At 65.8% G+C, this 14,287-nt stretch carries 12 protein-coding genes; 2 read left to right on the forward strand and 10 right to left on the reverse strand.

The window, feature by feature from the left end:
* Positions 1-37: 37 nt before the first annotated feature.
* From M9917_RS09400 to M9917_RS09415, 4 genes are read right to left on the reverse strand one after another with little or no spacing between them, the layout of a single operon-like run.
* Entirely contained in the window at positions 38-763 is a 726-nt protein-coding gene (locus M9917_RS09400) for an ABC transporter ATP-binding protein (RefSeq protein ID WP_297253027.1), read from the reverse strand.
* The gene (locus M9917_RS09405; RefSeq protein WP_297253029.1) at positions 750-2,510 is read right to left on the reverse strand and encodes a branched-chain amino acid ABC transporter ATP-binding protein/permease; all 1,761 of its coding nucleotides are present in this window, start codon (positions 2,508-2,510) and stop codon (positions 750-752) included. The genes M9917_RS09400 and M9917_RS09405 overlap by 14 nt, the downstream gene beginning before the upstream one ends.
* Positions 2,507-3,376, reverse strand: coding sequence for a branched-chain amino acid ABC transporter permease (locus M9917_RS09410; RefSeq protein WP_297253030.1), 870 nt, complete (start codon positions 3,374-3,376; stop codon positions 2,507-2,509). Before M9917_RS09410 ends, M9917_RS09405 begins: the two co-directional genes overlap by 4 nt.
* Positions 3,377-3,420: 44 nt before the next feature.
* Positions 3,421-4,644: an ABC transporter substrate-binding protein gene (locus M9917_RS09415; protein ID WP_297253033.1), complete on the reverse strand. Its 1,224-nt coding sequence runs from the start codon at positions 4,642-4,644 to the stop codon at positions 3,421-3,423.
* Between the two features lie 249 nt (positions 4,645-4,893).
* Here M9917_RS09415 and M9917_RS09420 point away from each other — a divergent pair, with 249 nt between their 5' ends.
* Together M9917_RS09420 and M9917_RS09425 are read left to right on the forward strand one after the other, a co-directional pair.
* The gene (locus tag M9917_RS09420) at positions 4,894-6,126 is read left to right on the forward strand and encodes a CoA transferase (RefSeq protein ID WP_297253035.1); all 1,233 of its coding nucleotides are present in this window, start codon (positions 4,894-4,896) and stop codon (positions 6,124-6,126) included.
* Between the two features lie 2 nt (positions 6,127-6,128).
* Entirely contained in the window at positions 6,129-7,802 is a 1,674-nt protein-coding gene (locus tag M9917_RS09425; protein WP_465246371.1) for an acyl-CoA dehydrogenase family protein, read from the forward strand.
* Positions 7,803-7,812: 10 nt separating this feature from the next.
* On the opposite strand, the gene M9917_RS09430 is transcribed toward M9917_RS09425, so the two are convergent.
* From M9917_RS09430 to M9917_RS09455, 6 genes are all read right to left on the reverse strand, one after another.
* On the reverse strand, positions 7,813-9,525 hold the full coding sequence (locus M9917_RS09430; RefSeq protein WP_297253039.1) for a GMC family oxidoreductase: 1,713 nt from the start codon (positions 9,523-9,525) through the stop codon (positions 7,813-7,815).
* Between the two features lie 31 nt (positions 9,526-9,556).
* Positions 9,557-10,690, reverse strand: coding sequence for an ABC transporter substrate-binding protein (locus M9917_RS09435; protein ID WP_297253041.1), 1,134 nt, complete (start codon positions 10,688-10,690; stop codon positions 9,557-9,559).
* 67 nt (positions 10,691-10,757) lie between these two features.
* Positions 10,758-11,402 (reverse strand): ABC transporter ATP-binding protein, encoded by a 645-nt coding sequence (locus tag M9917_RS09440; protein WP_465246372.1) that lies wholly within the window; start codon positions 11,400-11,402, stop codon positions 10,758-10,760.
* A 58-nt stretch (positions 11,403-11,460) separates the two neighbouring features.
* Positions 11,461-12,216 (reverse strand): ABC transporter ATP-binding protein, encoded by a 756-nt coding sequence (locus M9917_RS09445; RefSeq protein WP_297253045.1) that lies wholly within the window; start codon positions 12,214-12,216, stop codon positions 11,461-11,463.
* A 1-nt stretch (position 12,217) separates the two neighbouring features.
* Positions 12,218-13,093 carry a branched-chain amino acid ABC transporter permease gene (locus M9917_RS09450; protein WP_297253047.1) on the reverse strand — a complete coding sequence of 292 codons (876 nt, stop codon included), beginning with the start codon at positions 13,091-13,093 and terminating at the stop codon, positions 12,218-12,220.
* Positions 13,090-14,025 (reverse strand): branched-chain amino acid ABC transporter permease, encoded by a 936-nt coding sequence (locus M9917_RS09455; RefSeq protein ID WP_297253049.1) that lies wholly within the window; start codon positions 14,023-14,025, stop codon positions 13,090-13,092. The genes M9917_RS09450 and M9917_RS09455 overlap by 4 nt, the downstream gene beginning before the upstream one ends.
* Positions 14,026-14,287 lie beyond the last annotated feature (262 nt).

The following is a 14,287-nucleotide window of genomic DNA, read 5'->3' on the forward strand; positions in this document are numbered from 1 at the left end:
TGATCATCTCCTTCGCGGTATTGCCGCGTGCAACGCCTCAAGCCGTCTTTGCCGACTTGCCGTGGGAACCGAGATAGGCTTCCCGCACACGCGGATCCTGCAGCAGCGAAGCCGCCTTGCCTTCGATGACGATCCGCCCCTGATCGAGCACATAGGCGTAGCTGCTCAGCCGCAGGCAGTGCTGGATGTTCTGCTCGACCAGGATCAGGGTCAGGCCGGTCTTGCTCAGCGTCTCGAGCGCCCGGAAAACCTCCTGCACGAAGAGCGGAGACAGGCCCAGCGAAGGCTCGTCGAGGACCAGCACGAGCGGGTCCCCCATCAGGGCGCGCCCGATCGCCAGCATCTGCTGCTCGCCGCCCGAAAGCGTGCCGGCAGGCTGGCCGAGCCTCTCCTTCAACCGTGGAAACAGGCCGAAGACGGAGGACAATATCGTCTCCCGCTTGCGCCGGACGCGATGATGCAGCGAGGCGGTCATCAGGTTGTCCGCGACGCTCATGTCGCCGAACACGCGCCGGCCTTCCGGCACCAGCATGATGCCGGAGCGCGCGCGCTGATAGGCACGCATCGCGGTGATGTCCCGGCCCTCGAGATGAATTGTCCCCTGGTGGTCGAGGAGGCCGCAGACCGCTTGCAGCAAGGCCGTCTTGCCGGCGCCGTTGGCGCCGACGATGCCGGTCACCTCGCCCTTCGGGACGCGTATGGAAACGCCGTGGACGACATCGGCGGGGCCGTAGCCGGTGACGAGATTCTCAATCCTGAGCAATGAGCATCTCCTCTCCGAGATAGGCGCGGATGACCGTTTCGTTCCGCGAGACCTCGGCGGCGGATCCTTCGGTCAACACCTTGCCGTCCTGCAGGACGATCACCCGTTCGGCGAGCGCGCTGACCATCGACATCACGTGCTCGATGAAGATCAGCGCGACGCCGTGCTCGACGTTCAGGCGCATGAGGGTCGCGGTGAGCTGTTCGAGCTCGATCTCCGTCAGGCCTGCCCCGACCTCGTCCAGGAGGATCAGGCGCGGGCGGGTCGCATAGGCCCGCGCGAGCTCCAGCCGCTTCTGGTCGGCGATGTTGAGGTCGGCCGAGCGCTCGGCCGCGAAGGGGGTCAGCTGGAACAGCTCCATCGCCTTCGTCGCCGCGGCCTTGGCTTCCGCGTCGGTCCGGGCCCGCAGATAGGTGGAGGCCAGGATGTTCTGGTAGACGGTCAATTCCTTGAAGGGCTGAGCCGTCTGGAAGGTCCGGGACAGGCCGAGCCTGCAGATCTGGTTCGCCGTCAGGCCGTCGATCCGCTGGCCGTCGAAGGTGATCGTGCCGCGGTCGGGCCGGATGAAGCCGCCCAGCAGGGCGAAGAGCGTGGATTTTCCGGCGCCGTTCGGCCCGATGATCGCCAGCCGCTCGCCCGCCCGGCAGGAGAACGTCACGTCGGATACCGCCTGCACGCCGCCGAAGCGCCGGCTGACCGCTTCGGCCCGCAGGATCACGTCGCCTGACTTCGGCGCCGGAACGGCTTGCATCACCAGCGGAGCCGGCGCCGCGGCAGGCTGGGGCTGCGGCGCGGTCTTCCGGCCCTTGCGGCGCCAGCGCATGCGCCAGGACGGAATGATCCCCTCGGGCAGGAAGAGAACCACGATCGTGAGCACGATGCCGACGATCACCAGCGGCGCGCCGGCGAATTCGAGGCTGGCGCGCGTCACTTCATGCAGGATCACGTAGATGAGGGCGCCGAGCGCCGGCCCGAACGTCGCCAGCGTGCCGCCGAGCATCGCGGGAATGACGATCTCGATCGAGACCGCCCAGCCGAAAATGCTGTCGGGATCGAGGAAGCGCAGGAATTGCGCGAACATGACGCCGCCGCCTGCGGTCAACGCCGCGCTGAGGACGATCGCGAGCAATTTCTGCCGCATGACGTCGATGCCGATGCCGCTGGCCGCGATCTCGCTTTCGCGGACGCACATGAAATAGAGGCCGAGCTTGCGGTTGCGGATGAAAATGGTGAAGGCGATCACCAATCCCGTCATGGCCAGGAATATCCAGTAATAGATCGCCGTGTCCCGGAAGAAGAGCTGCCAGGGCCCCGCCTTGAACGGCAGGCTCAGGCCATTGACCCCGCCGACGAAATCCGACCCCATGGCGAAGAACAGCGCCACCTGGCTGATCGCCGTGGTCACCAGCGCGAAGTGCAGGTGGACGAGCCCGTAACGGACGCTGACATAGCCGATCGCGACCGCCAGCACGCAGGCGAACACGATGCCGAGCGCGCCCCCGATCAGCGGATGCCATCCCCATTGGGCGAAGAGCGCGCCGGAGGTATAGGCGCCGGCGCCGAAGAAGATGGCGTGGCCGAAGGAGAGCTGGCCCGCCAGGCCGCCGAGAATGTTCCAGGCGCTGGAGAGATAGGCCCAGATCATCACGCTGGTCGCGACGGTCAGGATGTAGCGATCGGAGGTGAGGACCGGCACGCCCCCCGCCACGAGGAGCGCGATGACGAGGATTGTGAAATCGCGCTTCACTGCGGCCTCCCGCGTAGAATGCCGTTGGGGCGCAGGATCAGCAGCAGGACGAACAGGACGAATGTCAGCATCCGCCCCATCGAGCCGTCGAAGAATGTCGCGCCGACGCTTTCGCTGATGCCGAGCAGGACACCGCCGACGAGCGCCCCGAAGAAGCTGCCCATGCCGCCGAGGACGATGATCTGGAAGGACAGGAAGGTGAAATCGGTCGCCATCGCCGGCGACGCCGAGTAGAGCGGCAGCAGCACCGCGCCGCCGAGCGCGACGCAGGCCAGGCTGATGCCGGTCACGACGCTTTGCGCCCAGTAGGTGTTGATGCCCATCGCCTCGGCGATCGGCCGGTCGCTGGCGGAGGCGCGCACCGCGACGCCGAGCCCGGTCTTCCACAGGCCGAAATACATGATCACCGTCGCCAGCAGGCCCGCGGCGCCCGCCACGAGCCGCGTCACCGGCAGGGTCAATCCGAGGATCGCGATGCTTTCGGTGGTATATGGCAGCTCGACGATCTTGACCTGGCTGCCGAACAGGCCGAGCGCGCCGTTCTGGATCACAAGATTGACGCCGATGGTCAGCAGCGATTGCGCCAGGAGCGACGTGCCGACCATCGGGCGCAGCAGGGTCCAATAATAGACCATGCCGAGTATGAAGAAGGCGGGAACCAGGATCAGCACGCTGGCATACGGATCGATCGCAAAGCGGTCGAAGAGCAGCCAGCTGCAATAGGCGGCCGCCATCAGGAAGGAGCCGTGGGCGAAGTTGACGATCCTGACGACGCCGAAGATCAGCGTAAGTCCGATCCCGATGGCGGCATACATGCCACCAACCAGCGCGCCGCTGACAATGCTTTGGACGAGAGTTGACAGCATAACCGATCCGGATCAGGCGATGACGACTTTCGGGGAGCCTCCGTTCATTTGGCCATCGTCGGGCGGAATTTGCCGCTGGCGACAGCCGGAGGCCAGATCGTCACGAACTTGCCGTCCTGCACCTGGACCGCGATCAGGCGCTCGTTCTGGCCGACGGCCAGCCCGTTCTCGTCGAAGCCGTATTGGTTGTAGGGTTCGACATCGAGCGCCGGACCGCTGCTGAGCTTCACGGAGGCGATCGCGTCGCGAACCTTCGTCGGGTCGAGCGTGCCGGCCTTTTCCAGCGCCTCCTTCAGGAAATAGGTGTCGCTCCATCCGGCCGCGGCAGCCGGTCCGGCATCGGTGCCATGGGCTGCCCGGTAGGCATCACGGAACGCCTTGATGCCGGGCTTGGCGACGTCGTCGTTCCAATCGGAAATGGCGAGGACGCCTTCCGCGGTCGCTCCGAGCTTCTGCATTTCCGGATCGATCACGTTCGGACCGTAGCCGACCACCAGCGCCGGGGATTTCAAGGTCTTCACGCCGCGCACGATATTGATCGTGTCGCCGAGGAAGTTGATCGCCAGAATCGCGTCGGTCGCGGAGCCGACCGCGCGGTTGACGAGCGGCGAGAGATCGGGCGTGCCGGTGCGGAACGAGATTTCCGAGGTGAGCTCGAACCCGGTCTCGGCCGCGGATTTCTTGGCCTGCTTGTCGCCGTTCGTGCCATAGGCCCCGTCCTCATAGAGAACCGAGACCTTCTTGATATTGGCGCCGGCCTCGTTGTTGAGACCCTTGAGTACGGTGAAGGCACCGCCGACGAAGGTGCTGGCGAGCGTGCCGCGGTTGAAGACATAGCGATAACCCTGCTGGGTGATCTGGTCGGCCGTGCCGCTGCAGATGATGGGAATCCGCTGCTGCTCGGCGACGGGGGCGACCGCAAGGCAGGTGCCGCTGCCCCAGGGCCCGAGCAGCGCCGGCATGTCGCCGTCGTTCATGAGCTTGATCGCGAGCGTGCGCGCGTTCGCGGGGACGGACGCATCGTCGAGCGCCGACAGATCCAATGGCCGCTTGCCGATCGCCGCGATGCCTCCGGCCTCGTTGATCGCTTTCGCGGCCAGCTTCGCGCCATTGGCGTATTGCTGCCCCTGCGCGCCGATCGGGCCGCTCAGCGACGCGATCAGGCCGATACGGATTGGCGTCTGCGCCCATGCGGCGATGCCAGGCATCAAAGCGAAGGCTGCGACAAGGCCCAGCCTGGCGACCGCGGACGTTCCGAATGCACGCATTTTTCTTCCTCCCGTTGGTTTGTCGTTCCCGCTGCCCACACCGGCGCAAGTACGGTTTTGTTTTTTATATATACGAAAATATTTTCGTATACTCTAAAAATTGACAAGGAAGGTGTCAAGCGCATACTGACGGCCGTCGAGATGCCGAAGCGCGCGGAATCACGCGGATGAAGGCCCGGTCAGGCATGTATTTCCCGCGTGATGCGCGAAGCCGCCTGCATTGACCCGCGACGCAGGAGTGGATGTTCGATGTATCAGTTGCTCGGGGGAATGCGGGTCGTCGAAGGAAGCTCCTTCATCGCGGCGCCGTCATGCGGACTTTATCTCGCGCAGCTCGGCGCCGAGGTGATCCGCTTCGACATGATCGGCGGCGGACCGGATTTCAACCGCTGGCCTCAGGCGCCCGGCGGCGCCAGCCTCTACTGGGAAGGCTTGAACAAGGGCAAGAAATCCATCGCGATCGACCTGTCCTCGCCGGAAGGGCGGGAGCTGGCCGTGGCGCTGATCGCGGCGCCGGGAGAGGAGCGGGGCATCTTCCTCACCAATTTCCCGGCGGCGGGCTTCCTCTCCCACGAGCGCCTCAGCAAGAGCCGGCCGGACCTGATCACGCTGCGTGTCATGGGGCACGCCGACGGCACGCCGGCGGTCGATTACACGATCAACAGCGCCGTCGGCATTCCGCAGATGACCGGCCCCGCGACGCTGGGCGAGGAGCCGGTCAACCATGTGCTGCCGGCCTGGGACCTCGTGACCGGCGCCTATGCCGCCTTTGCCCTGCTCGCCGCGGAACGGTGCAGGCGCGGCACCGGCCGGGGCCAGGAGGTGCGCATCCCCCTGAGCGACGTGGCGGCCGCCAGCCTCGGCCATCTCGGCCAGATCGCCGAAACCAGCATTTCAGGCGCCGACCGCGCGCGTTACGGCAACAATCTCTTCGGCGCCTTCGGCAAGGATTTCCTGACCCGCGACGGACGGCGGCTGATGATCGTGGCCATCACCACCCGGCAATGGACGGGGCTGGTGGCAGCGCTCGGGATCGCGGCGCAGATCAAGGCGCTCGAAGCACAGGCCGGGCTGTCCTTCGATCGTGACGAGGGCACGCGCTTCCGCTTTCGCGAGCCGCTGAACGCGATCGTCGCCGGCGCCGTCGCCGCCCGCGATCATGATGCGCTCGCGCGGGCCTTCGACGCCAACGGCGTATGCTGGGGCCCCTATCGGACGCTCCATCAGGCGCTGGCGGAAGATGCGGCCTTCTCGACCGCCAATCCCGTCTTCGCGATGGTCGACCACCCTTCAGGCCACAGCTATCTGACGCCCGGCGCGGCCGCGACGTTCGGCGGCGGCGAGCGCAGCCCCCCCGTCCGCGCGCCGCGTCTCGGAGAGCATACGGATGCGATCCTGGCCGAGGTCCTCGGTCTGTCCTCGGGCCAGATCGCGGCGCTGCACGATCGGAAGGTGGTCGCCGGAGCGGAGGCGACGGCATGAGCATGGAAACGGGCGCAAGCCTCGAACTGGAGCCGCGCGACCTCGCCGGGCTGCTGCGCCGGGCCTGCGATGCGGCGTCGCGTTATCTCTCGGAAGCCCGGCTCACCGTCGCCGGGCGCGTGATGGCGGGCGAGCGCATCGACAGCCAGGCGCTCGACCGGGAACAAAGGGCCGTCCACGGGCTCGCCTGGATCGCGACGCTGGTCACCGCGCTGGACAAGTCCGCGGTCTGGGCCGAGCGTCTGGTCGAGCGCGACGGCCTGCGCGCGGCCGAGATGCTGGCCCTGAAGATCGGCTTCGGCGAATACCTGGCGCAGCTCGTTGCCGGCCTGCCGATGAGCCAGAACGAGATCGTCCGCCCGGCCGAGCTCGGCCTCGACGCGGCTGCGGCGAGGCTTGCATCCGAGGACGCGGTCGCGCTCCTGCTGCGCGCGGGCAACACGGCGGACAACCGCGCCGCGCTGATCGCCCGTCTCCATGCCGGCGAATCCATCGACGAGCAGAGCGGCGACGAAACGCTCGACCTGATCCGCGACCAGTTCCGCCGCTTCGTCGACGAACGCATCGTGCCCGACGCGCAGCGCTGGCACCTCGACAATGCGCTGATCCCCGACGAGATCGTCGCCCAGATGGGCGAACTCGGTGTCTTCGGCCTCTCGATCGATGCCGATCACGGCGGGCTTGGCCTGGGCAAGGTGGCGATGTGCATCGTCACCGAGGAGTTGAGCCGCGGCTGGATCGCCGCCGGATCGCTCGGCACCCGCTCGGAGATCGCCGGCGAACTCATCGGCCTCGTCGGCACGGAGGATCAGAAACGGGAATGGCTGCCGAAGATCGCCAGCGGCGAGGTCCTGCCGACCGCGGTCTTCACGGAGCCGGACACGGGCTCGGATCTCGGCCGTCTCACCGCGCAGGGCCGGCGCGACGCGGACGGCAACTGGCGCATCCACGGCAGCAAGACCTGGATCACGCATGCCAGCCGCAGCGATCTGATGACCATCCTCGTCCGCACTATCCCTGAGGAAAGGGGACATGCCGGGCTGAGCATGCTGCTCGCCCCGAAACCGCGCGGCACGGAAGCCGAGCCCTTTCCCGCCGAGGGCATGTCGGGCAGCGAGATCGAGGTGCTCGGCTATCGCGGCATGCGCGAATATGTCCTCGCCTTCGACGGCTTCGAGGTCCCGGCCGAAGGGTTGCTCGGCGGGCGGGAAGGCGACGGGTTCCGGCAACTGATGCGAACCTTCGAGAGCGCCCGCATCCAGACGGCGGCCCGCGCCGTCGGCGTGGCGCGCCGCGCCTTCGAGCTCGGCTTCGACTATGCCTTCAACCGCAGACAGTTCGGCCGCCCGATCGCGGCTTTTCCGCGCGTTTCGGACAAGCTCGCCCTGATGGCTGCCGAGGGCCTCATCGCGCGCGAGCTCACCTATTTCGCCGCCCATGAGAAGGACAAGGGCAAGCGCTGCGACGTCGAAGCCGGCATGGCCAAGCTGCTCGCCGCGCGGGTGGCGTGGAGCAATGCCGATACCAGCCTGCAGATCCACGGCGGCAACGGCTATGCGCTGGAATTCGAGATCAGCCGGGTCCTCTGCGACGCGCGCATTCTCAACATCTTCGAGGGCGCGGGCGAGATCCAGGCCCATGTCGTGGCGCGCGGCCTGCTCGCGGCCAATAATTGAGACGGCCGGATCAGCGGCCGGACGAGCGCAACTGATCGGCGATTTTCTCGCCGATCATGATCGCCGGAAGATTGGTGTTGGTGCGGGTGACGCATGGCATGATCGAGGCGTCGGCGACGAACAGGTTGTCGATGCCGATCACGGCGCCGCGGTTGTCGGTCACGCTTTCGGGCGCGCCGGGCGCGCCCATCCGGCACGTCCCGGCCGGATGCCAGACGCCCTGCACCGCGCCGCAGACATGGTCCTCGAGCAGCTTCGGATCGGCCAGAAGCTCGGACAGCGTGGGTCCATCCAGGACCGCATGCCTGATGAAGGCCCTGCGCAGGGAGCCCGGACCATCCAGAAACAGGCTTCCCGCCCGGCTGAGCCAGGCATTCGCCCGGGTCGGCCGGTTGAAGCGTGCGACGCGCTCCGAATAGCTCGCCGGGAACGGGTCATGCGACACTTTCCGCACCGGTTCCGACAGGAATGTCAGGGCTTGCATGCGGAAGGCGTCCTTCAGCCGCTCCCGGTCGCGCGCATCGTCGAGCCAGTTGAACGTCACCACCGGCTCGGCGGCGGGATCGGGCGAGGCGAGCCTCACCGTGCCCCGCGAATAGGGAACGGCGATGAAACTCGAGAGCGTGGCGATCCGCTCGCCGAGCGCGTGCCAGGCCGACCGGCAGACGGCCATCGTGACCAGATCCGCCGGCGCGCAATCCGCGTGGTGCGACGAGTGCCGCAGATAGCTGTAATTGCGGCGCACGAACGGCTTCGTCCGTGCGGATGCCGGCAGATAGGCGCAAACCGAGATCAGCGGGTGATCCTGCAGGTTGCCGCCCACCCCGGCGCGGTCGACGAGAGGCGTCACGCCGGTGTCGGCGAGATGCGCCGCCGGCCCGACGCCCGAACGCAGCAGGATCGCGGGGGAATGCAGCGTTCCGGCGCTGAGAACGACATTGTCGCCTTCGATCGTTTCCGCAGCGCCGGATCGACGCAGCGCGACGCCCGTGGCGCGTCCGTCCCTGATCAGAACGCGCTCCACGGTGGTGTCGGCCCATATCAGCAGATTATCGCGATTGCGGACCTCGGGTGTCAGGTAGTCTAGCGCGGTCGAGGAGCGGATATGGCGATCGTTGCTCAGCGGGATGGGGCCGAAACCGTCTCGAAACGTGCCGTTGAGGTCGTCCAGATAGGCATGTCCTTCCCGCCTCCACTGCTCGGCGACGGCTAGCGTGAAGCTGTCCCATTTGTCCGGGTAGATGCGGCGTATGCTGATCGGCCCGGCGGAGCCATGAAGCGGGTCGGCATGGTCGAGATCGCTCTCCAGCTTCCTGAAATAAGGCTCGACACCGGCCCAGTCCCACCCGTCGGCGCCCAGGGCCGCCCATCGATCGAAATCGTCCTCCGCGCCACGCAGCCCCACCTGCCCGTTGATGCTCGATCCGCCGCCCATGATGCGGGGCTGGAGGTAGAAATAGGGCGCCCTGGCGGCCTCCGGCGTATAGGCGTCCGCGCCCCGCGACACCTTCAGGGCGGGCCAGTAATAGGCCATGTTTCCAAGCGCCCGCCCGGGATAGGTGTCGAGCACGTCCGAAGGAGCGGTTGTCTCGACATAATCCATGCCCGCCTCGATCAGCAGGACACGGTTGGCCGGACGCTCGGAAAGCCTGGCGGCCAGCACGCAACCCGCCGATCCCCCGCCGACCACGATATAGGTCGGCCGCCCCGATAGCTGGTTCATGCGCATTTCCGATCCGTCCGGCCCGCTGTCGCTATTTCCCGATGGTCTTGAGCTTGCCGTCGGAGACCTGGAGGATGACGCTCTGGAAATTGGCGATACGGTCGGCGTTCAGGCTGTAGGTGCCCTGTCCGACGATCGACTTGACCGGCGGCTCCTTCGCGAGGGCGTCGCGGAAGGACTGGCGGGTCACATCGGGCCCGGCGTTGCGGATGGCGTTGGCCACGAGCTTCATCATGTCATAGGCGAGCGCCGAGTAATTCGTCGGCTGGACGCCGTAGCGCGCGGCATATTTCTTGGTGAATTCATGCGCCTCTTCGTTGATGCCGCTCGGATCGTATTCCGTGGTGACGTAGGATCCCTTGACCGCATCGCCACCGATATCGGTCCAGGCCGGTGCCGCCATCGCCTGGCAGGCGAGGATCTTGACGTCGTCGCTGAGGCCGGCCTGCTTGGCCTGCACGACGATGTTGGCGCCCTGGTCGGGCTGCGTGATCAGCAGCAGGCAATCGATGTTCTGGCTGGCGATTTTCGTCGCGATGCCGAGAAAGTCGCTATCGCTCGAGGTGATGGTGTCTTCGGCGACGATGGCGACGCCGTTCTGCTTCATGACGTCCCGCACGCCGGCGGCCTGCGCGGGATAGGCATCGTTGTCGCGGCCATAGACCATGGCGCATTTCTTCACGCCGAGCTTCTTCGCGCCGAATTCGGCCAGATCATGCGCCAGATTGGCCGAGGGCATGCCGCCGATGAAGGAATACTCGCTCGCCTTGGCGACATCGGCAAAGATCGTGACCGGATACTGGACGATCTTCAGCTCCTTCGAAAGCGGCGCGGTGCTGAGGGATTCGGCGCTGTTGGTCGGCCCGAAGATCATCAGCGCATCCGAGTTGAGCGCGAACCGGTTGAAGAGGGTGATCGCCTGCGCCTTGTTCGAGCCGGTGTCCTGCACCTCGCCCTTCAGCGTGTCGCCGCCGAGCAGGCCGCTCTTGTTGATCTCGTCGATGGCCAGCAAGACGGCATTGGCGACCGGAAGCCCGACGAAGGAGGTCGCTCCGGTGGTCGCCGCGACGATGCCGATCTTGAATTCTTTGGCCAGGGCCGCCTGCATCGGCGACGCGGCCATGAGCGACATCGCGCCGATCGTCAGCATGAGTTTCTTATACATGTGGTTCCTCCCCGCTCAGGTGAATGGATCAGGTGTTCACGCGGCTGCGTTCTCGCCCCCTGCGCCGCTACAATCCCAGGTAATGCTCGATCACCCGCGGATCGTCCTTCAGTTCAGCGCTCTCGCCGCTGAACGCGATTCTGCCTTGTTCAAGAACGTAGGTCCGGTGCGTCGCCGCCAGAGCGCGGCGGGCGTTCTGCTCCACGAGCAGGATCGTCAGGCCGTCGCGATTGAGGGTCGACAACGCCTCGAACACCCGATCGGCCATGACCGGAGACAGGCCGAGGCCGGGCTCGTCCAGGAGCATCATATGCGGCATCCCCATCAGCGCCCGGCCGATCGCGAGCATCTGCTGCTGGCCGCCGCTCAGCGAACCGGCGATCTGGGTCTGTCTTTCGTGCAGGATCGGGAATAATGTGAAGACCCTGTCGAGCTGCTCCTCGCGGGATCGGTCGGCCGCGGCGAGCTTGCCGAGGAGCAGGTTCTCGAGAACCGACTGGTCCCCGATGATCCGGCGCCCTTCCGGCACCTGCAGCAGCCCCTGACGCGCGATCCGGTAAGCCGGCTGCCGCGCGAGCTTGCGCCCGTGGAACTCGATGGAACCATGGTGCGGCGTGACCAGGCCGCTCAGGCAGTTGAGCAATGTCGACTTGCCGGCGCCGTTGGGCCCGATCAGGGCGACCATCTCGCCCGCCTTCACCGACAGCGACACGTCGCGCAAGGCGACGATGCCCGAATAGGACGCGGAGAGTGAGGTCACCTTCAGCATCTCAGGCTCCAAGATAGGCTGACATCACGGACGGATCCCGCATGACCGTCTGCGGCGGGCCCGATGCGATCACGTGGCCTTCGGCCAGCACCACGATTTCGGCGCAGAGTTTCGAGACGAAGCGGATGTTGTGCTCGATCAGCAATATCCCGATGTTCTGCGCCGTCAGCCCGGCAATGATCTCCCCGATCCGGTCGGCCTCGACATCGTTCATGCCGGCGACCGGCTCGTCCAGGAGCAGGACCCTGGGCTCCGACACCAATGCGCGCATGATCTCGACACGGCGCTGATCGCCGTAGGCCAGCTCGCCGGCCGGGCGATCGGCATAACGGGCCATGTTGAACCGCCCGACCAGCGCGCGCGCCCGCTCGACGAACATCGCCTCCTCCCGGCGGGGACGCGGCAGGCCGAGCAGGCTTTCGATCAGCGTCGCCTTCTCGTGCTGGTGAAAGCCGACGACGATGTTGTCGACGACGCTCGCCTTGGGCAGCAGCCGGATGTTCTGGAAGGTCCGCGCCACGCCCGCCCGCGCGACGCGGTGAGGCGGAGCGACCGTCAGGTCCTGATCGTCGAGCCGGATGCGCCCCCTGGTGAGCTTCAACAGCCCCGTGATCATGTTGACGACGGTCGTCTTGCCGGCGCCGTTCGGCCCGATCAATCCGGTGACGCGCCCCGGGGGGACGGCGAGGTCGATCTTCGAGATCGCATGCACGCCGCCGAAGCTTTTGGCCACATCTTCAAGGACGAGCGTGGACATGTCAGTTCGCCCCTTCCTTCGCGGCCTCTCGCCGCGCCGTCCGACGCCGGCGCAGGAGCGAGCCGAGGCTGTCGACGAAGCCGTCCGGCAGGAAAATGGTCGAGATCACCAGCAGGATGCCGAAAACGAGCATCCGGCTGTCGGCGAGCGGCCGGGCGATTTCCGGGACGAGCGTCAGGATGACGGTGCCGACGATCGGGCCGATGACGGAGTTCTGGCCGCCGAAGATGACATAGGTCAGGATCGCGATGGCCATCGCGAAGCCGAACATGGCCGGCTCGATGCTGTAGAAGTAAAGCGCCTGCATGCCGCCGAAGAAGCCGCCGATCGTGCCGCTGATCGCGAAGGCGATGATGTGATACTTGACCACCGAGATGCCGAGCGTGACGGCGACCACCTCATCCTGGCGGATGGCGTTGAAGGCGCGCCCCACGCCGGAGCGATCGAGGCAATGCACCATGTAGAGCGTGACCGCGACGGCGAGGAGGAGATGCCAGCTTCCGACGAGCTTCGGAATGTCCTTGATGCCGACGGAGCCGCCGGTCCAGCTTTCGGCATAGAACATCACCGCCATGACGATCTGCACGAAGGCGATGGTCGCGATCGCCTGGTAGGCGCCTCTGAGGCGCGCGAGCGGAATCGACAACAGCGCCGATACGATGAGACCGGCCAATCCGGCGATGGCGATCGCGGCCGTTCCGGGCAGGCCGGCACGCGTGACCGCGATCGCGGCCGCATAGGCACCGATGGAAGCGACCCCTGCGGTCGCCACCGAGAACACTCCGGCCCGTTGCACGACATATTGCGCGAGCGCGAAGCCACAGTTCAGCAGGACCAGATCGAGCAGGACCTGGCTGGCATAGAAAAAGCCGCTCATACCCGCCCCACCCGTGCATGCGTCCTGACCTTCGATCCGAAGATTCCGTTCGGGTAAATGAGGAGCACGGCAAACAGCAGTGAATAGACCACGATATCTCCCAGGCCGACGGGAAGATAAACCGCGGTGAGCGTCTGCAACACGCCGAGTATGAGCCCGGCGACCACAGCTCCGGGCAGGCTGCCCAGCCCGCCCAACACCAGGACCACGAAAGCCTTCAGCATCTGCGGCTCGCCCATCATGAAATGGACCGAATTGAACACGAGCCCGATGAGGACACCCGCCGCGCCCGCCAGGACCCCGGACAGGAAGAAGGTCTGGAAATAGGCCTTGCCGGGATCGACACCGAGCAACATGGCGGTCCGCTCGCTATAGGCGACAGCCCGGATCTGCCTGCCGACGCTGGTGTAATAGAGATAGGCGATGAGCAGGACGACGAGGACGATCATCAGCGCCACGATCGTCATCTGCAGCCAGGTGATCCGAAAACCCAGGAAATGGACGATGCCGCTCGGAAAGGTCTTCGGGGGAAAGCGGTAGAACTGGGTCTTCGACAAGGCCTGCATGATATTGAGCAGGGCCAGATTCACGCCGATGCTGGCGACGAGCGCGGCGAATTCCCCGGCATGGCGCCGCCGCAGCGGACGGAACGCGACGAAATCGATCGCCACCGACAGCACGCCGCCCGCCAGCATCGCGGCCAGCAGCGCCAGCGGGAACGGGCCCCCGAGGTTGACGGTCAGAACGCCGACGAAGGCGCCTGTCATGAACACCGCCCCATGGGCGAGGTTCATGATGTTCATCGTGCCGAAGACCAGATTGAACCCCAGCGCGAAGAGCGCGTAGATCGATCCGCTCACCAGACCGTTGAGCAGTTGTTGCATCAACATTTCAATATTCCCGGGAAAACACCGCACGCGGACCGGAGTCATACGGTCGGTCAGGGCCGCACTCCGAGGTGAGTGCTGCGATGCGGACTCCCGGCAATTTCATTGATGTTCCCTCCCAGTTTCGCAGTTATGCCGTTATTTTTTCATATATGCGAAAAAGATTTCATATACTCTAAAAATTGACATGGCTGAAGTCAAGGGAGTAGATCGCCTGGATGTCGCCGGGGGAGCGGGCCGATACGCTGAGCCGCAGTATATCCAACGAGCTGTGCGTTTAGATCGCGTGAAGTGACGGGTTTGATCG

It is taken from the genome of Bosea sp. (in: a-proteobacteria), assembly GCF_023953965.1.
GTDB lineage: Bacteria > Pseudomonadota > Alphaproteobacteria > Rhizobiales > Beijerinckiaceae > Allobosea.